At 57.7% G+C, this 25,969-nt stretch carries 25 protein-coding genes and 1 pseudogene; 5 read left to right on the plus strand and 21 right to left on the minus strand.

Annotated features, from left to right (window positions below; all coding sequences use genetic code 11):
• The first annotated feature begins 21 nt into the window (after positions 1-21).
• The 5 genes from AB7M22_RS26930 to AB7M22_RS26950 are packed head-to-tail and all read left to right on the plus strand — an operon-like array spanning position 22 to position 5,097.
• The gene (locus AB7M22_RS26930; RefSeq protein ID WP_454188306.1) at positions 22-1,779 is read left to right on the plus strand and encodes a bifunctional alpha/beta hydrolase/class I SAM-dependent methyltransferase; all 1,758 of its coding nucleotides are present in this window, start codon (positions 22-24) and stop codon (positions 1,777-1,779) included.
• Positions 1,776-3,086 (plus strand): phosphatase PAP2/dual specificity phosphatase family protein, encoded by a 1,311-nt coding sequence (locus tag AB7M22_RS26935; RefSeq protein ID WP_454188307.1) that lies wholly within the window; start codon positions 1,776-1,778, stop codon positions 3,084-3,086. Before AB7M22_RS26930 ends, AB7M22_RS26935 begins: the two co-directional genes overlap by 4 nt.
• Positions 3,076-3,531 carry a hypothetical protein gene (locus AB7M22_RS26940; RefSeq protein WP_454188308.1) on the plus strand — a complete coding sequence of 152 codons (456 nt, stop codon included), beginning with the start codon at positions 3,076-3,078 and terminating at the stop codon, positions 3,529-3,531. The genes AB7M22_RS26935 and AB7M22_RS26940 overlap by 11 nt, the downstream gene beginning before the upstream one ends.
• Positions 3,532-3,542: 11 nt before the next feature.
• Positions 3,543-4,163: a lysophospholipid acyltransferase family protein gene (locus tag AB7M22_RS26945; protein WP_454188309.1), complete on the plus strand. Its 621-nt coding sequence runs from the start codon at positions 3,543-3,545 to the stop codon at positions 4,161-4,163.
• Position 4,164: 1 nt separating this feature from the next.
• Positions 4,165-5,097 carry a phosphatidate cytidylyltransferase gene (locus AB7M22_RS26950; protein WP_454188310.1) on the plus strand — a complete coding sequence of 311 codons (933 nt, stop codon included), beginning with the start codon at positions 4,165-4,167 and terminating at the stop codon, positions 5,095-5,097.
• A gap of 76 nt (positions 5,098-5,173) precedes the next feature.
• Here the strand turns inward: AB7M22_RS26950 and glmS are convergent, their stop codons facing one another.
• From glmS to rpmH, 21 genes and pseudogenes are all read right to left on the minus strand, one after another.
• Positions 5,174-7,006, minus strand: coding sequence for a glutamine--fructose-6-phosphate transaminase (isomerizing) (glmS, locus tag AB7M22_RS26955; RefSeq protein WP_454188311.1), 1,833 nt, complete (start codon positions 7,004-7,006; stop codon positions 5,174-5,176).
• Position 7,007: 1 nt separating this feature from the next.
• Entirely contained in the window at positions 7,008-7,784 is a 777-nt protein-coding gene (locus AB7M22_RS26960) for a DeoR/GlpR family DNA-binding transcription regulator (protein ID WP_007903040.1), read from the minus strand.
• A 203-nt stretch (positions 7,785-7,987) separates the two neighbouring features.
• The gene (glmU, locus tag AB7M22_RS26965; RefSeq protein ID WP_454188312.1) at positions 7,988-9,355 is read right to left on the minus strand and encodes a bifunctional UDP-N-acetylglucosamine diphosphorylase/glucosamine-1-phosphate N-acetyltransferase GlmU; all 1,368 of its coding nucleotides are present in this window, start codon (positions 9,353-9,355) and stop codon (positions 7,988-7,990) included.
• Positions 9,356-9,471: 116 nt separating this feature from the next.
• Positions 9,472-9,897 (minus strand): F0F1 ATP synthase subunit epsilon, encoded by a 426-nt coding sequence (locus tag AB7M22_RS26970; protein ID WP_007969909.1) that lies wholly within the window; start codon positions 9,895-9,897, stop codon positions 9,472-9,474.
• A gap of 45 nt (positions 9,898-9,942) precedes the next feature.
• Positions 9,943-11,322 carry a F0F1 ATP synthase subunit beta gene (atpD, locus tag AB7M22_RS26975; RefSeq protein WP_008007883.1) on the minus strand — a complete coding sequence of 460 codons (1,380 nt, stop codon included), beginning with the start codon at positions 11,320-11,322 and terminating at the stop codon, positions 9,943-9,945.
• A 27-nt stretch (positions 11,323-11,349) separates the two neighbouring features.
• Positions 11,350-12,210 (minus strand): F0F1 ATP synthase subunit gamma, encoded by an 861-nt coding sequence (gene atpG / locus AB7M22_RS26980; protein ID WP_007903034.1) that lies wholly within the window; start codon positions 12,208-12,210, stop codon positions 11,350-11,352.
• A gap of 50 nt (positions 12,211-12,260) precedes the next feature.
• A complete protein-coding gene (gene atpA / locus AB7M22_RS26985) occupies positions 12,261-13,805 on the minus strand; it encodes a F0F1 ATP synthase subunit alpha (RefSeq protein WP_008007884.1) in 1,545 nt (514 codons plus the stop codon).
• 21 nt (positions 13,806-13,826) lie between these two features.
• Positions 13,827-14,363, minus strand: coding sequence for a F0F1 ATP synthase subunit delta (locus tag AB7M22_RS26990; protein ID WP_007903030.1), 537 nt, complete (start codon positions 14,361-14,363; stop codon positions 13,827-13,829).
• A 12-nt stretch (positions 14,364-14,375) separates the two neighbouring features.
• Positions 14,376-14,846: a F0F1 ATP synthase subunit B gene (locus tag AB7M22_RS26995; RefSeq protein WP_007903028.1), complete on the minus strand. Its 471-nt coding sequence runs from the start codon at positions 14,844-14,846 to the stop codon at positions 14,376-14,378.
• 56 nt (positions 14,847-14,902) lie between these two features.
• The gene (gene atpE / locus AB7M22_RS27000; RefSeq protein WP_002555987.1) at positions 14,903-15,160 is read right to left on the minus strand and encodes a F0F1 ATP synthase subunit C; all 258 of its coding nucleotides are present in this window, start codon (positions 15,158-15,160) and stop codon (positions 14,903-14,905) included.
• 133 nt (positions 15,161-15,293) lie between these two features.
• Positions 15,294-16,163, minus strand: coding sequence for a F0F1 ATP synthase subunit A (atpB, locus tag AB7M22_RS27005; protein ID WP_008007886.1), 870 nt, complete (start codon positions 16,161-16,163; stop codon positions 15,294-15,296).
• A gap of 16 nt (positions 16,164-16,179) precedes the next feature.
• A complete protein-coding gene (locus AB7M22_RS27010; protein WP_007903021.1) occupies positions 16,180-16,587 on the minus strand; it encodes a F0F1 ATP synthase subunit I in 408 nt (135 codons plus the stop codon).
• A gap of 148 nt (positions 16,588-16,735) precedes the next feature.
• The gene (locus AB7M22_RS27015; protein ID WP_305424387.1) at positions 16,736-17,608 is read right to left on the minus strand and encodes a ParB/RepB/Spo0J family partition protein; all 873 of its coding nucleotides are present in this window, start codon (positions 17,606-17,608) and stop codon (positions 16,736-16,738) included.
• A gap of 9 nt (positions 17,609-17,617) precedes the next feature.
• On the minus strand, positions 17,618-18,415 hold the full coding sequence (locus AB7M22_RS27020) for a ParA family protein (RefSeq protein WP_008007890.1): 798 nt from the start codon (positions 18,413-18,415) through the stop codon (positions 17,618-17,620).
• A gap of 18 nt (positions 18,416-18,433) precedes the next feature.
• Positions 18,434-19,078, minus strand: coding sequence for a 16S rRNA (guanine(527)-N(7))-methyltransferase RsmG (rsmG, locus tag AB7M22_RS27025; RefSeq protein ID WP_007903014.1), 645 nt, complete (start codon positions 19,076-19,078; stop codon positions 18,434-18,436).
• On the minus strand, positions 19,075-20,967 hold the full coding sequence (mnmG, locus tag AB7M22_RS27030; RefSeq protein ID WP_454188313.1) for a tRNA uridine-5-carboxymethylaminomethyl(34) synthesis enzyme MnmG: 1,893 nt from the start codon (positions 20,965-20,967) through the stop codon (positions 19,075-19,077). The genes rsmG and mnmG overlap by 4 nt, the downstream gene beginning before the upstream one ends.
• 551 nt (positions 20,968-21,518) lie before the next feature.
• On the minus strand, positions 21,519-22,889 hold the full coding sequence (mnmE, locus tag AB7M22_RS27035; RefSeq protein ID WP_454188314.1) for a tRNA uridine-5-carboxymethylaminomethyl(34) synthesis GTPase MnmE: 1,371 nt from the start codon (positions 22,887-22,889) through the stop codon (positions 21,519-21,521).
• A 79-nt stretch (positions 22,890-22,968) separates the two neighbouring features.
• On the minus strand, positions 22,969-24,654 hold the full coding sequence (yidC, locus tag AB7M22_RS27040; RefSeq protein ID WP_008007895.1) for a membrane protein insertase YidC: 1,686 nt from the start codon (positions 24,652-24,654) through the stop codon (positions 22,969-22,971).
• A gap of 2 nt (positions 24,655-24,656) precedes the next feature.
• Positions 24,657-24,902 (minus strand): membrane protein insertion efficiency factor YidD, encoded by a 246-nt coding sequence (gene yidD, locus AB7M22_RS27045; RefSeq protein WP_052966011.1) that lies wholly within the window; start codon positions 24,900-24,902, stop codon positions 24,657-24,659.
• Positions 24,895-25,297, minus strand: a pseudogene (rnpA, locus tag AB7M22_RS27050) (ribonuclease P protein component). Before rnpA ends, yidD begins: the two are co-directional and overlap by 8 nt.
• Positions 25,298-25,313: 16 nt before the next feature.
• Entirely contained in the window at positions 25,314-25,448 is a 135-nt protein-coding gene (gene rpmH / locus AB7M22_RS27055) for a 50S ribosomal protein L34 (RefSeq protein WP_003213577.1), read from the minus strand.
• Positions 25,449-25,969 lie beyond the last annotated feature (521 nt).

Here is a 25,969-nt window from a genome sequence, read left to right on the forward strand (position 1 = left end):
CCCAAGCATAAGGAAAGTGCAATGCGTGAAACTCAGAATCAGACCTTCACTACCCACGACGGCGTCGAGCTGTTTTACCGCCATTGGCCGGCGACGGCCCGTAACCCGGGTGAACCGCGCAAGGCTGTGCTGCTGTTTCATCGCGGCCATGAACACTCGGGGCGTATCGCCCATCTGGTGGATGAACTGGACCTGCCAGCGTTCGACTTCTTTGCCTGGGACGCGCGCGGCCATGGTCAGTCGCCGGGCGCTCGCGGCGACAGCCCGAGTTTCGCCACCAGCGTGCGTGACGTGCAGACCTTTTGCGATCACCTGAACGCGACCCACCAGATCGACGAAGAGAACATGGCCGTGATCGCCCAGAGCGTCGGCGCGGTGATTGCCTCGACCTGGGTCCACGACTATGCACCGCGCATCCGCTCGTTGGTGCTTGCGTCGCCCGCATTCAAGGTCAAGCTCTACGTCCCTTTCGCCCGTCCGGGCCTGGCGCTGATGCGCAAATTTCGCGGCAACTTTTTCGTCAACAGCTACGTCAAGGCCAAGTTCCTCAGTCATGACCCGGAACGCGTCGCCTCCTACGACAGCGATCCGCTGATCACCAAGGCGATTTCGGTGAATGTACTGCTCGGCTTGTATGAAGCCGCCGACCGTGTGGTGGCCGATGCGCAGGCGATTCAAGTGCCGACCCAGCTGCTGATTTCCGGCTCGGATTTTGTGGTCCACCGCAAACCCCAGGAACAGTTTTTCGAACGTCTGGGCAGCCTGAAAAAGGAAAAACACATCCTCCCGGGCTTCTTCCACGACACGCTTGGGGAACGTGATCGCGCCGTGGCCGTCGCCAGCGCCAAACGCTTTATCCTGCAAAACTTTGAATACCCGCTGGACCGGGCCTCGTTGCTCGATGCCGACAAGATCGGCCTGACCTGCGCCGAATCCGAATCCCTCGCCGCCCCGCTGCCGCACAACTCGTTGCGTGACCTGTACTGGCGCATGACCCGCGCCAGCATGCGCCTGGGCAGCCGGTTGTCCGACGGGGTGAAGCTGGGCTTCGACACCGGTTTCGACTCCGGCAGTACCCTGGACTACGTGTACCGCAACCAGCCCACCGGCAAGGGTGGGCTCGGGCGGATGATTGATCAGAATTACCTGAATTCCATCGGCTGGCGCGGCATTCGCCAGCGCAAACTCAATGTCGAAGAGTTGCTGCGCCTGACCATGGCCAAGCTGCGCGAAGAAGGCCGAGCGGTGCGCATCGTCGACATCGCCGCCGGTCACGGCCGCTACATTCTTGAAGCCTTGCAAGGCGTCAGCCCGCTACCGGAATCGATACTGTTGCGCGATTACAGCGACATCAATGTACGTGACGGTGGTGCGCTGATTCGCGATAAGGGCCTTGGAGACATCGCGCAGTTCGTGAAAGGCGACGCGTTCGACCGCACCGACCTGGCGGCACTGGACCCAAAGCCGACACTGGCGGTGGTGTCCGGGTTGTATGAACTGTTTGCCGACAATGCACTGGTCGGCGGCTCTCTGGCGGGCCTGGCCGAGGCCGTGGAGCCCGGTGGCTATCTGGTCTACACCGGTCAGCCCTGGCACCCGCAGCTGGAACTGATCGCCCGCGCCCTCACCAGTCACCGTCAAGGCCAGGCGTGGGTGATGCGTCGGCGCAGCCAGGCGGAAATGGATCAACTGGTGGAAGCAGCGGGTTTTCGTAAAATCACCCAGAGAGTGGATGAATGGGGGATCTTCACCGTGTCCCTCGCGCAACGGGTGCAATGATGGGGGCTGCCCCGAGGGAGCCGGGTTTGCTGAAACCCGCTGTGCTCTGGTTGCTGGTACTGGCACCGCTGTTTTTCGCCAGTTACGGCTTTGCCACGTGGGTCACGGCGCAGCGCAGCGATGTCGGCACCTTCGTTTTCGATTGGGAAACCGCCATGCCCTTCTGGGCCTGGACCATCGTCCCCTACTGGACGATAGATCTGCTGTACGGTTTTTCGCTGCTGCTGCCCGATAGTCGCCATGAACTCAAGCGCCACGCCTTGCGCCTGCTGAGTGCTCAAGTGATCTCAGTCAGTTGTTTCCTGTTATGGCCGCTGCGCTTCACCTTCGAACGGCCTGAACTGGATGGAGTGTTCGGCTGGCTGTTCGCGGTGCTGGCCGGGTTCGACAAGCCGTTCAATCAGGCGCCGTCGCTGCACATCGCCCTGCTGGTGATTTTGTGGGTGATGTACCAACGGCACTCTCAAGGGTTGTGGCGCTGGCTGGTGCACGGCTGGTTCGCATTGATCGGGATTTCGGTGCTGACCACTTATCAACATCACTTTATCGACTTACCCACAGGCGCCCTCGCCGGCTGGCTGTGCGTATGGTTGTGGCCACTGGATCGGCCCAGCCCCTTGAGTAGCCTGCGGTTGGCCAAGGACCCGAAACGCTGGCGCCTGGCCCTGCGTTATGGCATCGGTGCGGCGATGTTCGCCCTTCCAGCCTTTGGCCTGGGCGGCGGATGGCTGTGGCTGATCTGGCCCGCCGTGGCGCTGCTGCTGGTGGCGCTCAACTACACGCTGCTGGACGCCGCCGGTTTTCAGAAACGCGCTGACGGCCGCCTTAGCCCGGCCGCCCGTTGGTTATTTGCGCCCTACGTGGCAGCGGCGTGGATCAACTCACGGCTTTGGACCCGCAAGCATCCGCAGCCCAATGAGGTTGTGGATAACGTTTGGCTCGGCAGGCTTCCCGACGCTGATCAGTTGGCGCCGTTCAACGCTGTGGTTGATCTATGCGCCGAGCTGCCGCTCAACCCGAGAGGCCGCGCCTATCAAAGCGTTCCGATACTCGACCTGACCGCGCCCAGCGCTGAGCAATGCCTCGCCGCCGCCCAGGCCATTGAACACCTGCGTCAGCAAGGTCCATTGCTGGTCTGCTGCGCTTTGGGTTATTCACGCAGCGCCACCGCTATCGCGGCCTGGTTGCTGCACAGCGGTCGAGCGGCCACTGTCGATGCCGCCGTGGCAATGATCCAGGCCGCACGCCCGCAAGTGGTGCTGCATCCGGCCCATCGCCAAGCCCTGGAGAACGCCTATGCCGGTTGATATGGAACTGCACGTGGTCGCCAGCCTGCTGCGCCGGGGTCGCACCCTCGACCAGTTATCCACAGGGCTGACCTTGCTGGGTGTGTTGTTCGGCCTGCTGCAACTGCTGCTGATCACCCCGACGGCGCCGTTCTTGATCCTCAGCGCCTGGCTGATCATCCTTGGGCTATGGCAAAAATACTGGGCGCTGCGGGTGGCCTTCGACGCTGACCTGTTTACCCTGATGGCCCGCGACGCTGACGCTTTGTCAGACCGCACTCAAGCCCTCGATCAGGCCCTGCAAAACCTCGGCCTGCAACCGGCCAACCGTGCCGGCCGGCCCTGGACCGAACGTCAGCGTGGGGGGCTTAAACTGCTGCGCAAACAGGCTGTCCTGCTGGTCGCCCAAGTGCTGCCACCATTGGCTGTCATTCTGGCCAGCCCTTGGCTGCCCTTCGCTGGATAAGGAAATCGTTAATGTTCGAACCTGTGGTCGCCACCCTCATCACCTCCATGGCCCGAACCGTTACTGGCGCCCGCAGCCTGTGGATGGGTTGCGCGCCGGAACCCGTGCAGCGCATCTATTTTGCCAATCACAGCAGCCACGGCGACTTCGTGCTGCTCTGGGCCTCGCTCCCTTCCACCCTGCGCAAACTTACGCGACCGGTGGCCGGTAGCGACTACTGGAACAAGAGCGCCTTACGCCGTTACATCATCAGCCGGGTGTTCAACGGCGTGCTGATCGACCGCGAGCGTAAGGACCCTGTGGATAACCCGTTGCAGCCCATGCTCGACGCCCTGGAGAAGGGTGATTCGTTAATCATCTTTCCCGAAGGCACGCGCAATCTGGAAGAGGGTTTGCTGCCGTTCAAAAGCGGCCTGTACCACTTGGCAAAAAGTTACCCACAGGCCCAGGTGATTCCGGTATGGATCGCCAACCTCAACCGGGTCATGCCCAAGGGCCGAGTGCTGCCACTGCCGCTGCTGTGTACCACCAGTTTCGGCGCACCCCTGCAACTGACTGAAGACGAGAGCAAAGAGCAGTTTCTTTCACGCAGTCGCGACGCACTGCTGGCCCTCGCCCCGGAGCATTCCTGACATGGATAGACAAACCCTGATGCTATTCGGCGGGATCGGCATGATCCTGGTGCTGGCCTCACTGATTGGCCTGATCCTCAAACTGCGCACCCGGGGCACGCCCAATGCAGTCATCGAAAACCTCAACGCCCGCATCAATGCCTGGTGGGTGATGGTGGTGGTGATCGGCATCGCCTTTTGGCTGGGCACCGGCGCTGTGATCCTGTTGTTTTACGCGGTATCGTTCTATGCGCTACGCGAATTCCTCACCCTCATGCCCACCCGACGCAGCGACTACCCGGCGCTGGTGGCAGCGTTTTACCTGGCATTGCCGCTGCAATATCTGCTGATCTATTCCGACTGGTACGGACTGTTCTCGATATTTATTCCGGTGTACGTGTTTTTGCTGCTGCCGATTCTTGCGTCTCTCGGCGGCGACAGCACGCACTTCCTCGAGCGAGCGTCGAAAGTGCAATGGGGCTTGATGATCGCGGTGTTCTGCGTGTCGTTCGTCCCCGCCCTGCTGACACTGGACATCGTCGGTTATGAAGGCCGCAACCTGCTGCTGATCGCGTATCTGGTGATCGTGGTGCAGCTGTCGGACGTGCTGCAATATGTATGCGGCAAGTTGTTCGGCAAACGCAAAATCGCACCCACTCTGTCGCCGTCGAAAACCGTTGAAGGCTTTGTCGGCGGCGTTCTGTTGTCCTCGCTGATTGGCGCAGCCTTGTGGTGGACTACGCCGTTCAGCCCGTGGCAGTCGTTCTTCATTGCGCTGCTGATCAACCTGCTGGGCTTTGCCGGCGGCATTGTAATGTCGGCAATCAAGCGGGATCGCGGCGTGAAGGATTGGGGGCACATGATCGAAGGTCACGGCGGGATGCTGGATCGACTGGATTCAGTGTGTTTTGCGGCACCGATCTTCTTTCATCTTGTGCGGTATTGGTGGACTTGAAATAGCTGACCTTTTTTAAACAAAAAAAGACCGCAGCCAAAGCTGCGGTCTTTTCATTTCATTGCTTGTGGATAACTTATTCCACAGTCACCGACTTCGCCAGGTTACGCGGCTGGTCAACGTCAGTGCCTTTCAATACAGCGACGTAGTACGAGAGCAGCTGCAGCGGGATGGTGTAGAGGATCGGCGACAGGATGTCGTGGATGTGCGGCATCTGGACGACATGAGTGCCTTCGCCATTGGTCATGCCGGCCTGCTCGTCGGCGAAGACGATCAGCTCACCACCACGGGCGCGGACTTCCTGGAGATTGGATTTCAACTTCTCCAGCAACTCGTTGTTCGGCGCCACGGTGACGACGGGCATATCGTTATCCACAAGCGCCAACGGGCCATGTTTCAGTTCGCCCGCCGGGTAGGCTTCTGCGTGGATGTAAGAGATTTCCTTGAGCTTGAGGGCCCCTTCCATCGCCACCGGGAATTGCGCGCCGCGACCGAGGAACAGTGTGTGGTTCTTCTCGGCGAACAGCTCGGCGATTTTCTCCACGATGCTGTCCATGGCCAAGGCTTCACCCAAACGGGTCGGCAGGCGACGCAGTTCTTCGACCAGCGTGGCTTCGACACCTTCGGCCAACGTACCGCGAACCTGCCCCAGAGACAGGGTCAGCAACAGCAGGCCAACCAGTTGAGTGGTGAAGGCTTTGGTCGAGGCCACGCCGATTTCGCGACCGGCCTGAGTCAGCAGCGTCAGGTCCGATTCACGCACCAGGGAGCTGATGCCGACGTTGCAAATCGCCAGGCTGGAGAGGAAACCCAGTTCCTTGGCATTGCGCAGGGCGGCCAAAGTGTCTGCGGTTTCACCTGACTGGGAGATGCTCACGAACAGGGTGTCCGGCTGCACCACTACCTTGCGATAGCGGAATTCGCTGGCGACTTCGACCTGACATGGGATGCCAGCCAGTTCTTCGAGCCAGTAACGGGCAACCATGCCGGCGTGATAGCTGGTGCCGCAGGCGACGATCTGTACATTGCGCACCTTGGCGAACAGCTCGGCCGCTTGGGGACCGAATGCCTCGACCAGTACCTGGTTATGGCTCAGGCGACCTTCGAGAGTGCGCTGTACTACGACCGGTTGCTCGTGAATTTCCTTGAGCATGTAATGGCGGAATTCGCCCTTGTCAGCCGCTTCGGCACCGTCACGGTACTGAACGCTTTCACGCTCGACGAGTGCGCCGGTGATATCCCAGATCTGCACGCTGTCGCGGCGGATTTCGGCGATGTCACCTTCTTCCAGGTACATGAAACGGTCGGTCACCTGACGTAGCGCCAGTTGGTCGGAAGCCAGGAAGTTCTCCCCCATACCCAGCCCGATCACCAATGGACTGCCACTGCGGGCCGCCACCAGGCGATCCGGTTGAAGGGCGCTGATCACCGCCAGACCGTAAGCACCGTGCAACTCTTGCACGGTCGCTTTCAGGGCTACCGTCAGGTCGGGTTGCACCTTGAGTTTTTCGTGCAGCAAATGCGCGATGACTTCAGTGTCGGTGTCCGACGTGAACACGTGGCCCAACGCCTGGAGTTGCTCGCGCAGGGCTTCATGGTTCTCGATGATGCCGTTATGCACCACCGCCAAACCGCCTGAGAAATGTGGGTGAGCATTGCGTTCACACGGCGCGCCATGAGTCGCCCAACGGGTGTGGGCAATGCCCAGACGGCCGACCAGAGGTTCTTCGATCAGCGCCTGTTCCAGTTCGCTGACCTTGCCCGGACGACGCGTGCGCAAGAGTTTTTCATCGTTGGTGTACACCGCCACACCGGCGCTGTCATAACCACGGTATTCCAAACGCTTGAGGCCTTCGAGCAGGATGGCAGTAACGTTACGTTCTGCGACTGCACCGACAATTCCACACATGCTAGTTCTCCTGACTGACGGCGGCGCAAATCAAATTAATGCCGCGGGCCTGAATCTGATCGCGTGCCGCAAGTGGCAGGCGATCATCGGTGATGAGGGTATGGACGCTGCTCCATGGCAGCTCCAGATTGGGAATTTTGCGGCCGATCTTGTCGGCCTCGACCATCACGATCACTTCGCGGGCAACCTCGGCCATGACACGGCTCAAGCCCAGCAATTCGTTGAAGGTGGTGGTCCCGCGCACCAGATCGATGCCATCGGCACCGATAAATAGCTGATCAAAGTCATATGAGCGTAGTACTTGCTCGGCCACCTGACCCTGGAAGGACTCGGAATGCGGGTCCCAGGTCCCCCCGGTCATCAACAGCACTGGCTCGTGCTCGAGTTCGCTCAAAGCGTTGGCGACATACAGGGAGTTAGTCATCACCACCAGACCCGGTTGCTGGCCGAGTTCCGGGATCATCGCGGCGGTGGTGCTGCCGCTGTCGATGATGATTCGCGCATGCTCGCGGATCCGCGTGACGGCGGCACGGGCAATGGCCTGCTTGTATTTGGAAACCGGTTGGCCAAGATCGGCGACCAACTCCTGAGGCATGGTGACCGCCCCGCCATAACGACGCAGCAACAGACCGTTGCTTTCGAGCGCCGCCAAGTCCTTGCGAATCGTAACTTCCGAGGTTTCGAAGCGCTTGGCCAACTCATCCACGCTGACTTCCCCCTGCTCATTGAGCAAGGCGAGGATGTTGTGGCGGCGTTGGGGTGTATTGCGCTTCGACATGGCTGGTAAGTTTCGATTCGAAAGATAACGTAAGCAATAAAAGCCTATTGTCGAAACTTCGTCAAGCGGGGCACGATAAAAATGATCTGTGGATAAAAAGCTTCGCGGGAAAGCCTCGCTCCTACGGACGGTGATATTCCGTAGGAGCGAGGCTTGCCCGCGAAAGCAATCTCATGGCCATCACATCGTGAACTGTGGATAACTCAGCTCTTCTTGATCTTCTCCGGCCGCTTCCAGCCATCGATGTTCTTCTGCCGAGCCCGACCCACAGCCAACTGGGCCTTACCCACATTCTGGGTAATGGTCGAACCGGCCGCCGTCGTCGCACCCGCTGAGATATCCACAGGCGCCACCAACGAGTTGTTGGAACCGATGAATACATCTTCGCCCAACACGGTTTTCCACTTGTTGGCGCCATCGTAGTTACAGGTGATGGTGCCTGCGCCGATGTTGGTACGCGCACCGATCTCGGCGTCGCCCAGATACGTCAAGTGCCCGGCCTTGGCGCCCTCGCCCATATGGGCGTTCTTCAGTTCAACGAAGTTACCCACATGCGCGCGAGCTTCCAGCACCGTACCCGGACGCAAACGAGCAAACGGGCCGGCATCGCTGCCTTCACCGAGTATCGCGCCTTCGATATGGCTGTTGGCTTTGATCTGCACGCCTTTGCGCAGGGTGCTGTCCTTGATCACGCAGTTCGGGCCGATCACCACGTCGTCCTCGATGACCACTTTGCCTTCGAGGATCACGTTGATGTCGATCAGTACATCCCGACCAACGGTGACCTCACCCCGCACATCGAAACGTGCCGGGTCGCGCAGGGTCACGCCCTGAGCCATCAGACGACGAGCAGCGCGCAGCTGATAGTGACGCTCAAGCTCGGCCAGTTGCTTGCGATCATTGGCGCCCTGCACTTCCATGGTGTCATGGGGGTGTTCGGTAGCCACCACCAGACCATCGCTGACCGCCATGGCGATCACGTCGGTCAGGTAGTACTCGCCTTGGGAATTGTTATTGGAGAGACGACTCACCCAATCGCCCAGACGTCCGAAAGGTAGCGCCAGAATGCCGGTATTGCCCTCAGTGATCGCACGCTCGACGTCGTTGGTGTCTTTATGCTCGACGATGGCGGTAACTTTGCCGGCGGCATCGCGGACGATGCGGCCGTAACCCGTCGGGTCATCCAGCTCAACGGTCAACAAGCCCAGTTGCTGCGGTGCAACCAGCTTGAGCAACCGTTGCAGGGTTTCGACCTCGATCAAGGGTACGTCGCCGTACAGAATCAGCACGGTGTCGGACTTGATGAACGGCACAGCCTGGGCCACCGCATGTCCGGTACCGAGCTGTTGATCCTGCAGGACGAAATTCAGGTCATCGGCCGCCAGACGTTCGCGCACCGCTTCGGCACCATGGCCGATCACCACATGGATGCGTTGTGGATCCAGTTGCCGGGCCGTGTGGATAACATGGCCAAGCATTGAGTTACCGGCAACAGGATGCAGGACTTTCGGCAAGGCCGAACGCATGCGCGTGCCTTGGCCGGCAGCGAGGATAACGATTTCAAGAGACATGACAGGCTACTAATCCTGGGGGTCAGCGGCTGCGACCGGGTGATGAAAGTCGGAAAAGAAAAAAGGGTAGCCGAGGCTACCCTTTTTAATCAATCGCGCAATAAGTCGATGGCCTGTTAGTGGCCGAACTTCTTGCGGATCTGCTGGACGGTGCGCAGCTGAGCTGCAGCCTCGGCCAGGCGTGCGGCAGCAGAACCGTAGTCGAATTCCGCGCCCCGCTCATGCAAGGCCTTCTCGGCAGCCTTAACGGCTTCCTGAGCGGAGGCTTCGTCCAGGTCGGCAGCACGTTGCACGGTGTCGGCAAGAACCTTGACCATGTTCGGCTGAACCTCGAGGAAACCACCGGAGATGTAATACACCTCCTCTTCCCCGCCCTGCTTGACCAGGCGGATCGGGCCCGGCTTGAGATTAGTGATCAACGGCGCGTGACCCAGAGCGATACCAAGATCACCCAGTGCACCGTGCGCAATCACCATCTCGACCAGACCGGAAAAGATTTCCCCTTCCGCGCTGACGATATCGCAATGGACTGTCATAGCCATCTGATTGCCTCAACCTAAATTAGCGCCCGTTGCCGGGCGCCGGGATTACAGTTTCTTGGCTTTCTCGATCGCTTCTTCGATGCCGCCGACCATGTAGAACGCTTGTTCTGGCAGGTGGTCGTAGTCACCGTTGAGGATGCCTTTGAAGCCAGCAATGGTGTCTTTCAGGGAAACGTATTTACCCGAAGCACCGGTGAAGACTTCAGCCACGAAGAACGGCTGCGACAAGAAACGCTGGATCTTACGAGCACGGTTTACCAACTGCTTGTCGGCTTCCGACAGCTCGTCCATACCCAGGATCGCAATGATGTCCTTCAGTTCTTTGTAACGCTGCAGAACATACTGTACGCCGCGAGCGGTGTCGTAGTGGTCCTGGCCGATTACGTTCGGGTCCAGCTGGCGCGAAGTCGAGTCGAGTGGATCGACCGCTGGGTAGATACCCAGGGAAGCGATGTCACGGGACAGAACGACGGTGGCGTCCAAGTGGGCGAAAGTGGTCGCTGGCGACGGGTCAGTCAAGTCATCCGCAGGTACGTATACCGCTTGGATCGAGGTGATCGAACCGTTTTTGGTCGAAGTGATACGCTCTTGCAGAGTACCCATCTCTTCGGCCAGGGTCGGCTGGTAACCTACTGCAGAAGGCATACGGCCCAGCAGTGCGGATACTTCAGTACCGGCCAGGGTGTAACGATAGATGTTGTCGACGAACAGCAGAACGTCGTTACCTTCGTCACGGAACTTCTCGGCCATGGTCAGGCCGGTCAGTGCTACGCGCAGACGGTTACCCGGCGGCTCGTTCATCTGACCGTAAACCAGTGCCACTTTGTCCAGAACGTTGGAATCCTTCATCTCGTGGTAGAAGTCGTTACCCTCACGAGTACGCTCACCCACACCGGCGAACACGGAATAACCGCTGTGCTCGATGGCGATGTTACGGATCAGTTCCATCATGTTTACGGTTTTGCCTACACCGGCACCACCGAACAGACCGACTTTACCACCCTTGGCGAACGGGCAAACCAGGTCGATAACCTTGATGCCGGTTTCCAGCAGGTCGTTGCCGCCCGCTTGTTCAGCGAAGGTTGGCGCAGGACGGTGAATGCCCCAGCGCTCTTCGGTGTCGATCGGGCCAGCTTCGTCGATCGGGTTACCCAGAACGTCCATGATCCGGCCCAGGGTCGCTTTACCGACTGGTACGGAGATGGCTGCGCCAGAGTCATTGACTTCCAGACCGCGCTTCAAGCCCTCGGTGGAACCCATCGCAATGGTACGAACCACGCCGTCGCCCAGCTGCTGCTGAACTTCCAGGGTGGTTTCGGCCGCGCTCACTACTTTCAGCGCGTTGTAGATGCTCGGTACGCTGTCGCGTGGAAATTCCACGTCGATAACGGCGCCGATGATTTGAACGATACGTCCGCTACTCATAGCTGGATCCTCTGAATATTTGAACCGTTAAACCGCGGCAGCGCCGCCGACGATTTCCGAGATCTCTTGGGTGATCGCAGCCTGACGCGCCTTGTTGTAGACCAGCTGCAAATCGCTGATCAAATCACCGGCGTTGTCGGTAGCGTTCTTCATCGCGATCATCCGCGCAGCTTGTTCAGCCGCGTTGTTCTCGACCACCGCCTGGTAGACCTGCGACTCCACGTAACGGACCATCAAGCCGTCAAGCAGCTCTTTGGCGTCCGGTTCGTACAGATAATCCCAGTGGTGCTTGAGTTCTTGATCCGGGGTTGCCACCAGTGGAATCAACTGCTCCACGGTAGGCGATTGCGTCATGGTGTTGATGAACTTGTTGGACACCACGGACAGGCGGTCAATACGGCCGTCCAGGTAGGCATCCAGCATCACCTTGACGCTGCCGATCAAGTCATTGATCGACGGCTCTTCACCCAGGTGGCTGATAGCTGCAACGACGTTACCGCCGAAGTTGCGGAAGAAAGCCGCACCCTTGCTACCCACTACACACAGATCAATCTCGACGCCGTTTTCGCGGTTTACCGCCATGTCCTTGACCAGGGCCTTGAACAGGTTGGTGTTCAAGCCACCACACAGACCACGGTCACTGCTCACCACAACGTAACCGACGCGCTTTACTTCACGGTCGATCATGAATGGGTGGCGATATTCCGGGTTGGCGTTGGCCAGATGGCCAATAACCTGGCGGATGCGCTCCGCATAAGGACGGCTAGCAGCCATGCGCATTTGTGCCTTGCGCATTTTACTGACCGCCACTTTTTCCATGGCGCTGGTAATCTTTTGCGTGCTTTTGATGCTCGCAATCTTACTGCGAATCTCTTTTGCGCCTGCCATGTAACACCTATCAGGTTAGCAAGCGGGAGCCTTGCGGCTCCCGCTGCGGCTTACCAGGTTTGGGTGGCCTTGAACTTCTCGATACCGGCTTTCATGCCAGCGTCGATTTCGTCATTGAAGTCACCCTTCACGTTGATCTTCGCCATCAAATCGGCGTGATCGCGGTTGAAGAAAGCAATCAGCGCTTGTTCAAAGCTGCCGATCTTGGCGATTTCGACGTCAGTCAGGAACCCACGCTCAGCGGCATACAGCGACAGCGCCATGTCAGCGATCGACATTGGTGCGTATTGCTTCTGCTTCATCAGCTCGGTAACGCGCTGACCATGCTCAAGTTGCTTACGGGTCGCTTCGTCCAGGTCAGAAGCGAACTGGGCGAATGCCGCCAGTTCACGGTACTGAGCCAGAGCGGTACGGATACCACCGGACAGCTTCTTGATGATCTTGGTCTGAGCGGCACCACCCACACGGGATACCGAAACACCGGCGTTCACTGCAGGACGGATCCCGGAGTTGAACATGGCCGATTCCAGGAAGATCTGACCGTCGGTGATGGAAATCACGTTGGTCGGAACGAACGCGGAAACGTCGCCAGCCTGGGTTTCGATGATCGGCAGTGCGGTCAGGGAACCGGTTTTGCCGGTCACTGCGCCGTTGGTGAACTTCTCTACGTATTCTTCCGAAACGCGGGATGCGCGCTCCAGCAGACGGGAGTGGAGATAGAACACGTCGCCTGGGTAAGCTTCACGGCCTGGTGGACGGCGCAGCAGCAGGGAAATCTGGCGGTAAGCCACTGCTTGCTTGGACAGATCGTCATAAACGATCAGCGCGTCTTCACCGCGGTCGCGGAAGAATTCACCCATGGTGCAACCGGAGTACGGAGCCAGGAACTGCAGTGCTGCAGATTCCGAAGCGCTCGCCGCCACGACGATGGTGTTAGCCAGTGCGCCGTTTTCTTCCAGCTTGCGAACCACGTTGGCGATGGTCGATTGCTTCTGACCGATGGCTACGTAGACGCAGAAAATGCCGCTGTCTTTCTGGTTGATGATCGCGTCGATCGCCAGAGCGGTTTTACCGATCTGACGGTCACCGATGATCAGCTCACGCTGGCCACGGCCGACAGGGATCATGGCATCGACAGCCTTGTAGCCAGTCTGTACAGGCTGGTCTACCGACTTACGCCAGATCACGCCTGGAGCAACTTTCTCGACCGCATCGGTCTCGGTGTTGTTCAGCGGACCTTTGCCGTCAACTGGGTTACCCAGTGCGTCGACTACGCGACCCAGCAGTTCCTTACCAACCGGAACTTCGAGGATGCGGCCGGTGCACTTGGCGCTCATGCCTTCAGCCAGAGACTGGTAGGAGCCCAATACAACGGCACCTACAGAGTCTTGCTCAAGGTTGAGAGCCATACCGAAGACGCCGCCCGGAAACTCGATCATCTCGCCGTACATGACGTCGGCCAGACCGTGAATCCGCACGATACCGTCAGATACGCTGACGACAGTGCCTTCGTTACGGGCTTGGGAGGTCACATCGAGCTTGTCGATGCGGCCCTTGATAATTTCACTTATTTCGGAAGGATTGAGTTGCTGCATTGCTCTGCTGCCCCTTCAAACTCAAGATTTCAATGCTTCGGCAAGGTTCGCGAGTTTGCCGCGAACCGAGCCATCGATAACCAGGTCGCCGGCGCGGATGACAATGCCCCCAATCAGGGATTTGTCTTCCTCGACTTGCAGGCGCACTTCCCGGTTGAGTCGTGCACTGAGAACCTTGGCGAGTTTGTCTTGCTGTTCTTGGTTCAATGCAAAAGCACTGGTCACTTCAACGTCTACCGACTTCTCTTGTTCAGCCTTGTACAGGTCGAACAGAGCGGATATCTCCGGCAAAAGCGGGAGACGGTCGTTTTCGGCAACGACGTTAATGAAGTTCTGTGCCTTGGCATCAAACTTGTCGCCGCACACGTCGATAAACGTGGCGGCCTTGTTTGCGCTCGTCAGTCGCGGGGCCTTGAGCACGCGCTGCATGGTGTCGTCTTGCGACACTGCTGCAGCCAGGCCGAGCATGGCTGACCAAGAGGCCAGTTGCTGGTGGGCCTGGGCGTGCTCGAAGGCTGCCTTAGCGTAAGGTCGGGCCAACGTGGTCAATTCTGCCATGATCGCCCTCGCTTAAATTTCAGCAGCCAGTTTGTTTACCAGCTCCGCGTGCGCGTTTTGATCGATTGTGGCACCCAGGATCTTCTCGGCGCCGCCGACAGCCAGTGCACCCAGTTGGGCACGCAGCGCGTCTTTGACACTGTTCAGTTCCTGCTCGATCTCGGCCTGAGCCTGAACCTTCACACGGTCAGCGTCGATACGGGCTTTTTCAACAGCCTCTTCAACGATCTGGTTACCGCGTTTCTTGGCTTGCTCAATGATTTCGGCTGCCTGAGCTTTCGCTTCGCGCAGTTGTTGACCCGCTTTATCTTGGGCCAACTCCAGGTCGCGAGCTGCTCGGGCGGCAGCGTCCAGTCCATCCGCGATCTTCTTCTGACGTTCGTGCAAAGCCGCGATGACCGGAGGCCATACGAACTTCATGCAAAAAAGTACAAAAATTAAGAACGCAACGGACTGGCCAATCAGGGTTGCATTAATGTTCACGCCAACACCTCGCTCGTTCGTTGCACAACACACTAATCACTCGACGATTCGAGTGATTAGCCAGCGAGTTGACCAACGAATGGGTTCGCGAAGGTGAAGAACAGAGCGATACCAACACCGATCATGGTCACGGCGTCGAGCAGACCGGCAACGATGAACATTTTAACTTGCAGCATTGGAACCATTTCTGGCTGACGCGCGGCGCCTTCCAGGAACTTGCCGCCCAACAGGCCGAAACCAATTGCGGTACCCAGTGCGCCCAGGCCGATCAACAGTGCAACAGCGATAGCGGTTAGACCAACTACAGTTTCCATCTTTCCTCCCGACTTTTACGTCGTATGGTTTAGGTTTTTTAGATTTTAAAGCGGTAAAACAAATCGTTTCATAGCCCTGTTCGGGCACCCACCCGTGTTACCGGATGGGACATCAGACTAGTCGAGACTGGTCTTAATGGTTCTCTTCGTGCGCCATCGACAGGTAAACGATGGTCAGCATCATGAAGATAAACGCCTGCAGGGTGATGATCAGGATGTGGAACACAGCCCACGCCCACTGCAGAACTACGCCCAGGCCGCTAAGCCAGAGCAGACCGCTGCCGAACATCACAGCAATCAGAATGAAGACCAGTTCGCCGGCATACATGTTGCCGAACAGACGCAGTGCCAACGAGATTGGCTTGGCAATCAGGGTCACGAACTCAAGCAGGAAGTTCACCGGAATCAGCAGGGCTTGAACGAAGATGTTCTTGCTGCCGAACGGGTGCAGGGTCAGCTCGCCGATGAAACCGCCGATACCCTTGACCTTGATGCTGTAGAAAATGATCAACGCGAATACCGACAGGGCCATGCCCAGGGTAGCGTTCGGGTCAGTGGTCGATACGGCGCGGAACGGAATGTGCGCGTCGCCGGAGATCCACATGGCTACTTGAGGAATCCAGTCAACCGGAATCAGGTCGACGGCGTTCATCAGGAAGACCCAGACGAAGATGGTCAGCGCCAGCGGTGCAATCACCGGGCTACGGCCATGGAAGCTGTCTTTCACGCTGCCATCGACGAATTCGACCAATACTTCAACGAAGTTCTGCAAAGCACCAGGCTGACCGGAAGTCGCCTTCTTTGCCGCCATGCGGAAAAGAAGAACGAAAATCAGACCCAACGCGACCGACCAGCCGAGAGTATCGACGTGGAAAGCCCAGAAGCCCATTTCTTTGGCTTCTGCTGCGGTATGGGCAAAACCCCACCCGCCAGTTGGGTGCTGACCGAAGGTCAGGTTCTGCAAGTGGTGCTGGATATAGCCCGAAGCGGTTGTCTCTGCCATGGTTGCCTCAAACGCCCTAAGGTCTCGAAAGTCTTGTTCTCATTAGCAGGGGAGCGAACCAGCTAACCAGTTGGGTCAGCACGAAGACGCCGAATACTGCTAACGGCGCCAATGGCTTCACACCTGCAAACGTCAATGCAAACAGCACTGCCGTCAAAATCAGTTTGCCCGCCTCGCCGGCATAAAAAGACCGGACGATGGCTTGGGCTGCTCGGGCGCCGGAAAACCGAAATGCCCTGTGAGCGAAATAAATATTGGGAAGCAAGGCTATCAGGCCTCCGCAGAGTCCTGAGTACCCGGCAACGACTCCATGCCATTGCCAGAGCGCCAAAGCGGCAATCAGCAAAACGACAAATTGAGCCATTAACACCGGAAAAACTGCCAGGCGATGGAACGGCAAGCGGTCTGGCGTGCGGTTTTCCATCTCTTTTGCTCCCCAATGGTCGGCTGCCAGAACTCAATAACCTGGCATAATTTGTGCCGACAAAATGCGCGCAGAGTATAGGGGCGGTTCTGCCCCTATTCAACTGTCAGGTAGTGATTTCCGACTTCACGCTACATGAGGAATTGTTTCAGCGGATGTGTGCAAGCACACCTTGAAGCTCATCAAGAGAGTTGTAGCCGATCACCAGCTGCCCCTTACCCTTCTTTCCGTGGCGGATCTGCACCGCAGAGCCTAGGCGCTCGGCCAGACGCTGCTCGAGTCGGGCGATGTCCGGGTCCGGTTTTGCAGGTTCCACAGGCTCCGGTTTGCCACTCAACCACTGGCGAACCAGTGCTTCGGTCTGGCGCACAGTCAGCCCCCGTGCGACAACATGTCGCGCCCCTTCAACTTGTTGATTTTCCGGCAAACCGAGCAAGGCACGGGCATGACCCATTTCCAGGTCGCCGTGAGACAGCATGGTTTTGATGACTTCCGGCAGCGCAATCAGACGCAACAGGTTGGCGACGGTGACGCGGGACTTGCCCACAGCCTCGGCCACTTGTTGCTGAGTCAGCTGGAATTCCTGCTGCAAACGCTGTAAGGCCACTGCTTCTTCGATCGGATTGAGGTCTTCACGCTGGATGTTCTCGATCAGCGCCATGGCGATGGCGGTTTCATCCGGCACATCGCGAACCATCGCCGGGATGGTTTCCTGGCCAGCCTGCTGGCTGGCACGCCAGCGGCGTTCGCCGGCGATGATTTCGAAGCGGCCGCTGCCGATCGGGCGCACCACGATCGGCTGCATCACGCCCTGGGCCCTGATCGACTGCGCCAGCTCTTCCAGCGCCTGAGGATCCATGTCCCGACGCGGCTGGTACTTGCCACGCTGGATCAGGTCCAGGGGCAGGTGCTGCAACTCACGCTGATCGGCTTGTACCGCTTGCTCTTCCAGCGAGCTGACAGTCGGACCACTCAGCAGTGCATCCAGTCCACGTCCGAGACCTCGTTTCTTGACGGCCATGGGGATTCCTTAAGTTGCCTGAGCAGCGGCGATGCGTGAGTTTTTGCGCTGACGGCGAACCATCTCGCCAGCCAATGCCAGATAGGCAATCGCGCCCCGCGATGATTTGTCGTACGCCAGCGCCGGCATGCCATAGCTTGGCGCTTCGGCCAGGCGGATGTTGCGCGGAATCACGGTGTCGTAGAGCTGATCGCCGAAGTGTTCCTTGAGCTGCGCCGATACGTCGTTCATCAGGCTCAGGCGCGGGTCGTACATGGTCCGCAACAGGCCTTCGACCTTCAGGTTAGGGTTCAGCAGTTCGGCAATGCGCTTGATGTTATCCACAAGGTCGCTCAACCCTTCGAGCGCGAAGTACTCGCACTGCATGGGGATAATCACCCCGTCGGCGGCAACCAGTGCATTGAGCGTCAACATCGACAGCGATGGCGGGCAGTCGATCAAAATGTAATCGTAGTTTTCACGGATCGGCGCCAACGCACTGCGCAGACGGCTTTCCTTCATCTGCATTTCCAGCAGAACGACTTCGGCCGCGGTCAGGTCGCGGTTGGCCGGCAGCAATTGATAACCGCCATGCTCGGAATAGTGCATGGCCTGGGCCAGATCGCATTCGCCGATCAGCAGGTCGTAGACCGAGTTTTCCAGGCCGTGTTTATCCACACCGCTACCCATGGTGGCGTTGCCCTGTGGATCGAGATCGATCAACAGCACCCGACGCTTGGTAGCGACCAGGGAAGCTGCGAGGTTGATGCAGGTGGTGGTCTTGCCCACACCACCCTTTTGGTTCGCTATCGCGAATACCTTAGCCATTCTTGCTTGTGTTCCCAATCATGCCGTGCGGCGCAGTATCAGCAGATGGCGTTGGCCTTGGCAACCGGGTACGGCCAGGGCGTGTTCGCTATCGAGGTGGAAGTCTGCCGGCAATGCTACCAGCTCATCGGCGGGATGAACGCCCTTCATTGCCAGCCAACGTGTTTCGGCGTCGCCCAAATGGCGAGTCCAGTTACTGAAGTTCTCCATGCTGCTGAACGCACGGGAAATGATCCCGTTGAATGGCAGTTCAGGCTGGAAGGCTTCGACGCGACTGTGGATAACTTGCAGGTTATCCAGTTTGAGTTCGAGTTTGACCTGGGTCAGGAAGCGGGTTTTCTTGCCGTTGCTGTCCAGGCAGGTCACTTGCGACTCGGGAAACAGGATCGCCAGGGGAATCCCTGGCATGCCGCCGCCACTGCCTACATCCAGCCAACGGCCGTTTTCGATGAAGGACATCACGCTCAGGCTGTCGAGCAAATGCCGTGAAACCATTTCGTCGGGATCACGCACGGCCGTGAGGTTGTAGGCCTTGTTCCATTTTATCAACAGGGCCAGATAACCCAGCAGCTGTGCATGCTGGGCGTCCGTCAGGTTGACACCGAGCTGGCGAGCACCTGTGGATAACTCTTCGGCGTGTTGCGAGGTGACCAACGAACTCAAGCGCTTTGCTCCAACTGACGGCCCGCGCCGCGTTTTTTCAAATGAATCATCAACAGCGAAATCGCTGCCGGGGTCACGCCCGGAATACGCGACGCCTGGCCCAGGGTCTCTGGACGGGTCGCGCCGAGCTTGCTCTGGATCTCTTTTGAGAGACCGGAGATGTTCGTGTAATCGATATCCACAGGCAGTTTGGTGTCTTCGCTGGCCCGCAGACGCGCGATTTCATCCTGTTGACGATCGATGTAACCGGCGTATTTGGTCTTGATTTCGACCTGTTCGGCGACCTGTGGATCTTCTGCGCCCCCACCGGTCACGGCGATCAGACCAGCGTAGTCGATTTCCGGACGGCTCAGCAGGTTGAGCAAATTGTATTCGTGGGTCAGCGGCGTACCGAACTTCTCGGAAATCGCATCGCCCTGCTCGGTGCCCGGGCGAACCCAAGTACTTTTCAGGCGTTGCTCTTCCAGATCGATGCTTTCGCGCTTCTTGCAGAACGCCGACCAACGCACGTCATCCACCAGACCCAATTCGCGACCTTTTTCGGTCAAGCGCAGGTCGGCGTTGTCTTCGCGAAGGATCAAACGGTACTCGGCGCGGGACGTGAACATCCGATACGGTTCCTGGGTACCCAGGGTAATCAGGTCGTCGACCAAAACGCCGATGTACGCCTCGTCGCGACGCGGGCACCAGGCATCTTTGCCCTGGGCGCGCAGCGCGGCGTTGGCTCCGGCCAGCAAACCCTGGGCGCCGGCTTCTTCGTAACCGGTGGTGCCGTTGATTTGCCCGGCGAAGAACAGACCGCCGATCACTTTGGTTTCCAGACTGTACTTCAGGTCACGCGGGTCGAAGTAGTCGTACTCAATGGCGTAGCCAGGGCGAACGATGTGCGCGTTTTCCATGCCGCGGATCGATTGCACGATCTGCAGTTGCACGTCGAACGGCAGGGAAGTGGATATTCCGTTCGGGTACAGCTCGTGGGTGGTCAAACCTTCCGGCTCGATGAAGACCTGGTGGCTTTCCTTGTCGGCAAAGCGGTGGATCTTGTCTTCGATCGATGGGCAGTAACGTGGACCGATCCCTTCGATCACGCCGGAATACATCGGCGAACGATCAAGGTTCGAAGCAATGATTTCGTGGGTACGGGCGTTGGTGTGGGTAATCCAGCAGCTGACCTGTTTCGGATGCTGCTCTTTGGAGCCCATGAACGACATCACCGGAATCGGCGTATCCCCTGCCTGCTCGGTCATCACCGAGAAATCCACAGTGCGACCGTCGATACGCGGCGGTGTACCGGTTTTCAGGCGACCGACACGCAATGGCAGTTCGCGCAGACGATGAGCCAGCGCAATCGACGGCGGATCACCGGCACGACCGCCGGAATAATTCTGCATGCCGATGTGGATAAGTCCACCAAGGAAGGTGCCAGTGGTCAGCACCACGGAATCGGCGAAGAAACGCAGACCCATTTGGGTGACAACACCGCGCACCTGTTCCTGCTCGACGATCAGGTCGTCAGCAGCCTGTTGAAATATCCACAGGTTCGGCTGGTTTTCCAAAGCTTCGCGGACAGCGGCCTTGTACAGAACCCGATCTGCCTGAGCGCGGGTTGCACGCACGGCTGGGCCTTTGCGGCTGTTCAATACGCGAAACTGAATACCGCCTTTATCGGTAGCCATGGCCATCGCGCCGCCTAGGGCATCGATTTCTTTAACCAAATGGCTTTTGCCGATCCCGCCAATGGCTGGGTTGCAACTCATGGCACCGAGGGTTTCCACGTTATGCGTCAGCAACAGGGTTTTTGCCCCCATACGTGCTGACGCCAGTGCTGCCTCGGTACCGGCATGACCGCCGCCGATGACGATCACTTCAAAACGGGAAGGGAAATCCACCACGCACCTCGTGCCTGCTTCAGTCAGGTAATCCGGAAATAGTTTGAGCTCAGGTTTTTGGACCTGGTCGGCAAGTATAGGGACTTCGCCCTTCCTAAAGAACCCTTTGCACAAAATTTAACCAGCTGTGGAGAAGTCGGGGTTATAGAAATTAAAAAGAGAGAAATTTATTAAATCTTTGTTTTTATGTTTATTTCTACTGAGCCACCTTTCTGTGGATAGATTGATATAGCCCTTTATTTTCAATGTGTACAGAGATTCAAAACCCTGTGGTCATGTGCCAAGGAGGCCCTTGGATAACCGCTTTAAGCCTGTGGATGAAAGGGGTGGTTATCCACAGAGGCGGTTATCTTCAGTTTTCAGGCCTTGTTATCAACTGCCCTTAGCGGCACTTATTCACAGGGCTTAATCCACAGAAAAGCCGCTGAATGAGCAAATCCCGGGCAAGGGAAATCCGCTCAAGCGAAGAATCTGCTCGGCACTGGGGAAAAATTTCAGGAAAGGAGAGAACAGACAGGCCCGAATGGCCTGTCCGTGAACATCTGAAGGGACTATTTACCGATACAGAAGCTGGAAAAGATCCTTCCCAGCAGATCATCAGAGCTGAATGCGCCGGTGATTTCGCCCAAAGACTGCTGCGCCTGCCGCAAATCTTCGGCCAGCAACTCACCGGCCCCCGCTAATGTCAGCTGCGCACGGCCATGCTCGAGGGATGCACTCGCATGACGCAGCGCCTCCAGGTGACGTCTGCGAGCACTGAAGCTGCTTTCGGACGTCTGCTCGTAACCCATGCAGGCCTTGAGGTGCTCGCGCAGCAACTCCAGGCCTTCGCCGGCAGACCTCGCACTGAGGCTGATCGTAACGTGGCCATCGTTGCTGACTTCCAGGACAATCGCTTCCCCCGTCAGGTCAGCCTTGTTGCGGATCAGCGTAACTTTCGCCGGATCCGGGCGGGTTTCGAGGAATTCAGGCCACAAGGCAAAGGGATCAAGGGCCTCGGGAGCTGTGGCATCGACCACCAGCAACACCCGATCTGCCTCGCCGATGGCTTTCAATGCCCGTTCGACGCCAATTTTTTCCACCTGATCATCGGTATCGCGCAGGCCGGCAGTGTCGACCACGTGCAACGGCATGCCATTGATGTGGATATGTTCGCGAAGAATGTCCCGGGTAGTGCCGGCAATCTCGGTCACGATCGCAGCTTCACGTCCGGCCAAGGCATTCAGAAGGCTGGATTTGCCGGCATTCGGCCGTCCGGCGATGACCACGGTCATGCCGTCGCGCAGCAATGCCCCTTGCCCGGCTTCACGCAGCACTGTGGATAATTCGTCGCGCACTTTGTCGAGCATGCTCAGGACATGGCCATCGGCGAGGAAGTCGATTTCTTCTTCGGGGAAGTCGATGGCTGCTTCGACGTAAATGCGCAGGGCTATCAGTTGCTCGGTGAGGTTATGCACACGCAGGGAAAACGCCCCCTGCAACGATCGCAGGGCATTTCGTGCCGCCTGTGCAGAACTTGCCTCGATCAAGTCGGCAATGGCTTCGGCCTGAGCCAGATCGAGCTTGTCGTTGAGGAAGGCGCGTTCGCTGAATTCACCCGGCCGGGCCAGACGACAGCCCAGCTCCAGGCAACGCTTGAGCAGCATATCCAGGACGATCGGGCCGCCGTGGCCCTGCAGCTCAAGCACATCTTCGCCGGTGAACGAGTTCGGTCCCGGGAAATAAAGCGCGATGCCTTCATCCAGCACCTCTTCGTTTGCACTGAGGAACGGGCCGTAATGGGCAAACCGCGGTTTCAGTTCGCGACCGCTGATGGCTTTGGCCGCCACACTCGCCAGCGGCCCGGAAATACGGACGATGCCCACACCGCCGCGACCTTGAGCGGTGGCGACGGCGGCAATGGTTTCACGAGGAACGCTCATAAACCGGTATCCAGACAAAAGTGACAGATAGCAAAACGCCCCACTAGGGGGCGTTTTGAGTGGTTATCCACAGTGTAAATCAGGCAGCCGCTTTGGTAGCCGCTTCGATTTTACGCGTGATGTACCACTGTTGGGCGATGGACAGGCAGTTGTTCACTACCCAGTACAGCACCAGACCCGCCGGGAACCACAGGAAGAAGAAGGTGAAGATGATTGGCATCATTTTCATGACCTTCGCCTGCATCGGATCTGGAGGAGTCGGGTTCAACTGCTGCTGGATGAACATGGTTGCGCCCATGATGATCGGCAGAATGAAGAACGGATCCTTGATCGACAGGTCAGTAATCCACAGCATGAATGGCGCCTGGCGCATTTCCACGCTTTCCAGCAGAACCCAGTACAGCGAAAGGAAAACCGGCATCTGCACGAGGATTGGCAAGCAACCACCCAGCGGATTGATCTTCTCTTTCTTGTACAGCTCCATCATGGCTTGCGACATTTTCTGCCGGTCGTCGCCATGTTGCTCTTTCAGCGCGGCCAGTTTCGGTGCCACTGCACGCATGCGCGCCATGGATTTGTAGCTGGCAGCCGACAGCGGGAAGAAGATCCCCTTGATCAGCATGGTCAGGAAGATGATTGACCAGCCCCAGTTACCGACCAGCGCGTGGATATGTTGCAGCAGCCAGAAGATTGGCTGGGCAATGAACCACAGAATGCCGTAGTCGACGGTCAATTCCAGACCTGGGGACAACTCTTTCAGCACAGCCTGGCTTTTCGGACCGGCGTACAGAACGGCGCTGGTTTCAGCTTTCGCACCTGGCGCAACAGTCATTGCCGGGGCGGTGTAGCCGATGATGTAGTTGCCTTTGCTGTCTTTACGGGTCTGGACGACGTTGTTTTCGCCCTTGACCGGAATCCACGCGGTCACGAAGTAGTGCTGCAACCAGGCAACCCAACCACCGGTGACGGTTTCTTTCAGCTGAGCCTTGTCCATGTCCTTCATCGACACTTTCTTGTACGGCTCGTTACTTGTCCACAGGGCGGCGCCCAGGTAAGTCGCGGTGCCGGTGGCGGTGCTGGAAGAAGGATCGGAGCTGGCATCACGCTTCAGTTGCGCGAACATTGCACCGGACCAGGGCTGAGCGCTCTGGTTGTCGATCAGGTAGGAAACGGTTACGTCATACAAGCCACGTTTCAGCGTGAAACGCTTGATGTAGTTGACGCCGTCCTTGCTGAACTTCAGGTCCGCGACCAATTGGTCTTGACCGTCAGCCAGTTGATAAATCTTCTTCTCGGAGGAGTAAACCGGACGACCGGCAGGACTTGCGTCCGGACCGTTGGTGCCGATCAGGCCGCTCTGGGCCAGATAAGTCCGTTCGTTGCCGTTATCGAACAGCTGGAATGGAATTTCCGGATGGTCCTGGCGACGTGGATACAGCGGCAGCGTCAACTGGGCAACATCACCACCTTGTGGATCGATAGCCAGGTTGAGCACATCCGTTTTGATCTGGATGAGGTCTTTGCTTGCAGCTACTGGTGTTTCAGCAGGTGCAGTCGCACTGGTATCGCTTGCGGCGCGTGGAATGTCGTCACTGACAGAAGCATTATTGCCAGTCGCCGTGTCCGGTAGGCCCGGTGCGGTAGTACTGGAAGCAACATTCTGAGTCGGCAGGGCAGCCTGGCCATAGTCCTGGTTCCATTTAAGGACCATAACGTAGGACACGATTGCCAGGGCGACGATCAGGATCGTGCGTTTGATATCCATGATTACTCGGCCATCGAAGAAGAACGGGAGGTAGGGATAGATGGAACCGGGTCATAACCACCGGGATTCCACGGATGACAGCGACCTAAACGACGAAAGGTCAGCCAGCCACCGCGCAGAAGGCCATGATTTTCTATGGCTTCATACGCGTAGCAGGAACAACTGGGGTAGAAACGACAGTGACTGGCCATCAGGGGACTGATGGCATAGCGATAAAACTGGATCGGAACGAGTGCCAGTTTACGCATCGGTACTGTCTACCCCTACAGTTTCGGTTTTGACTGCTGGTACCGGCTTGCTGCGTGCCAGACGCTTCCAGAGTTTGTCGAAATGCTGAATCAATTCGGGGCTTTCTACGTCACCCAAACCTTTGCGCGCGACGATAACAATGTCCCAACCGACCAGTAAATCCTGGTTCAGGCGAAACGATTCGCGCATCAGACGTTTGAGGCGATTGCGCTCGACGGAGAGCTTTACGCTCTTTTTCCCGATAACCAGCCCGAGACGGGGGTGATCAAGATCGTTGTTGCGCGCAAGGAGCAGGAGATTTTTTCCCCGGAACCTTGCCGGTAGGGGAGTCAAAGACTGCCTTGAAATGCCGGGGAGTAAGCAGACGCTTTTCCCGACTGAAGTCCTGACTCACCTCCAGTGCCGGCTTATCAAACTGCCAGACGCGCACGACCTTTGGCGCGACGACGCGACAGAACGGCACGACCGTTCTTGGTAGCCATGCGAGCACGGAAACCGTGGGTACGAGCGCGTTTGATAGTGCTTGGTTGGAAAGTACGTTTCATTGTCGTGTTACCTGGTTCGTCCACAACGGGCCGGAATGGCCCCCGTTTTAAGAGACCGGGGATTCTAGAGAAAGCAAGCCTCTAGGTCAATTTCCAACCAGCGTTTCCTTATAAATAGATCTCCAGACGATTTGCTCGCCGAAGGTCGTTCGCTAGATATAGAAATAAAGAAGGGAATTATTTAAAGCTTTTCTGTAAAGCTTATAAAAGCTAGGGCCACGTTCATCTGTGGATAACTACCTTCAGACCTTCTAAACCGTGATGTACAGAGAATGACAACTACGGTGGAAAACGGTGGTCAGCCTGTGCTGCGCTGTCGGATAAGCTGTGTGTGGAAAGGCTAGTTATCCACAGGCAGGTTATCCACCGAGTTTCGCCCCCACTTGTCCAGTGCCCTCATGGGCGGTTATCCACAGAGCTTATGCACATACCGTTGGTCTTCTTTTCGAGGGTTAACGCATTGATAAATCATGCCCTGTGCGCAACCTGCATGTGGATAAGTGGACGTCTGGTCGCTACAA

The sequence above is a fragment of the Pseudomonas sp. ADAK2 TE3594 genome (assembly GCF_053628675.1).

Excerpts from the sequence above, each read along its gene's own strand:
- AB7M22_RS26930 (WP_454188306.1), top strand. The coding sequence starts at position 22 with ATGCGTGAAACTCAGAATCAGACCTTCACTACCCACGACGGCGTCGAG.
- AB7M22_RS26935 (WP_454188307.1), top strand. The coding sequence starts at position 1,776 with ATGATGGGGGCTGCCCCGAGGGAGCCGGGTTTGCTGAAACCCGCTGTG.
- AB7M22_RS26940 (WP_454188308.1), top strand. The coding sequence starts at position 3,076 with ATGCCGGTTGATATGGAACTGCACGTGGTCGCCAGCCTGCTGCGCCGG.
- AB7M22_RS26945 (WP_454188309.1), top strand. The coding sequence starts at position 3,543 with ATGTTCGAACCTGTGGTCGCCACCCTCATCACCTCCATGGCCCGAACC.
- AB7M22_RS26950 (WP_454188310.1), top strand. The coding sequence starts at position 4,165 with ATGGATAGACAAACCCTGATGCTATTCGGCGGGATCGGCATGATCCTG.
- glmS (WP_454188311.1), bottom strand. The coding sequence starts at position 7,006 with ATGTGTGGAATTGTCGGTGCAGTCGCAGAACGTAACGTTACTGCCATC.
- AB7M22_RS26960 (WP_007903040.1), bottom strand. The coding sequence starts at position 7,784 with ATGTCGAAGCGCAATACACCCCAACGCCGCCACAACATCCTCGCCTTG.
- glmU (WP_454188312.1), bottom strand. The coding sequence starts at position 9,355 with ATGTCTCTTGAAATCGTTATCCTCGCTGCCGGCCAAGGCACGCGCATG.
- AB7M22_RS26970 (WP_007969909.1), bottom strand. The coding sequence starts at position 9,897 with ATGGCTATGACAGTCCATTGCGATATCGTCAGCGCGGAAGGGGAAATC.
- atpD (WP_008007883.1), bottom strand. The coding sequence starts at position 11,322 with ATGAGTAGCGGACGTATCGTTCAAATCATCGGCGCCGTTATCGACGTG.
- atpG (WP_007903034.1), bottom strand. The coding sequence starts at position 12,210 with ATGGCAGGCGCAAAAGAGATTCGCAGTAAGATTGCGAGCATCAAAAGC.
- atpA (WP_008007884.1), bottom strand. The coding sequence starts at position 13,805 with ATGCAGCAACTCAATCCTTCCGAAATAAGTGAAATTATCAAGGGCCGC.
- AB7M22_RS26990 (WP_007903030.1), bottom strand. The coding sequence starts at position 14,363 with ATGGCAGAATTGACCACGTTGGCCCGACCTTACGCTAAGGCAGCCTTC.
- atpE (WP_002555987.1), bottom strand. The coding sequence starts at position 15,160 with ATGGAAACTGTAGTTGGTCTAACCGCTATCGCTGTTGCACTGTTGATC.
- atpB (WP_008007886.1), bottom strand. The coding sequence starts at position 16,163 with ATGGCAGAGACAACCGCTTCGGGCTATATCCAGCACCACTTGCAGAAC.
- AB7M22_RS27010 (WP_007903021.1), bottom strand. The coding sequence starts at position 16,587 with ATGGAAAACCGCACGCCAGACCGCTTGCCGTTCCATCGCCTGGCAGTT.
- AB7M22_RS27015 (WP_305424387.1), bottom strand. The coding sequence starts at position 17,608 with ATGGCCGTCAAGAAACGAGGTCTCGGACGTGGACTGGATGCACTGCTG.
- AB7M22_RS27020 (WP_008007890.1), bottom strand. The coding sequence starts at position 18,415 with ATGGCTAAGGTATTCGCGATAGCGAACCAAAAGGGTGGTGTGGGCAAG.
- mnmE (WP_454188314.1), bottom strand. The coding sequence starts at position 22,889 with ATGAGCGTTCCTCGTGAAACCATTGCCGCCGTCGCCACCGCTCAAGGT.
- yidC (WP_008007895.1), bottom strand. The coding sequence starts at position 24,654 with ATGGATATCAAACGCACGATCCTGATCGTCGCCCTGGCAATCGTGTCC.
- yidD (WP_052966011.1), bottom strand. The coding sequence starts at position 24,902 with ATGCGTAAACTGGCACTCGTTCCGATCCAGTTTTATCGCTATGCCATC.
- rpmH (WP_003213577.1), bottom strand. The coding sequence starts at position 25,448 with ATGAAACGTACTTTCCAACCAAGCACTATCAAACGCGCTCGTACCCAC.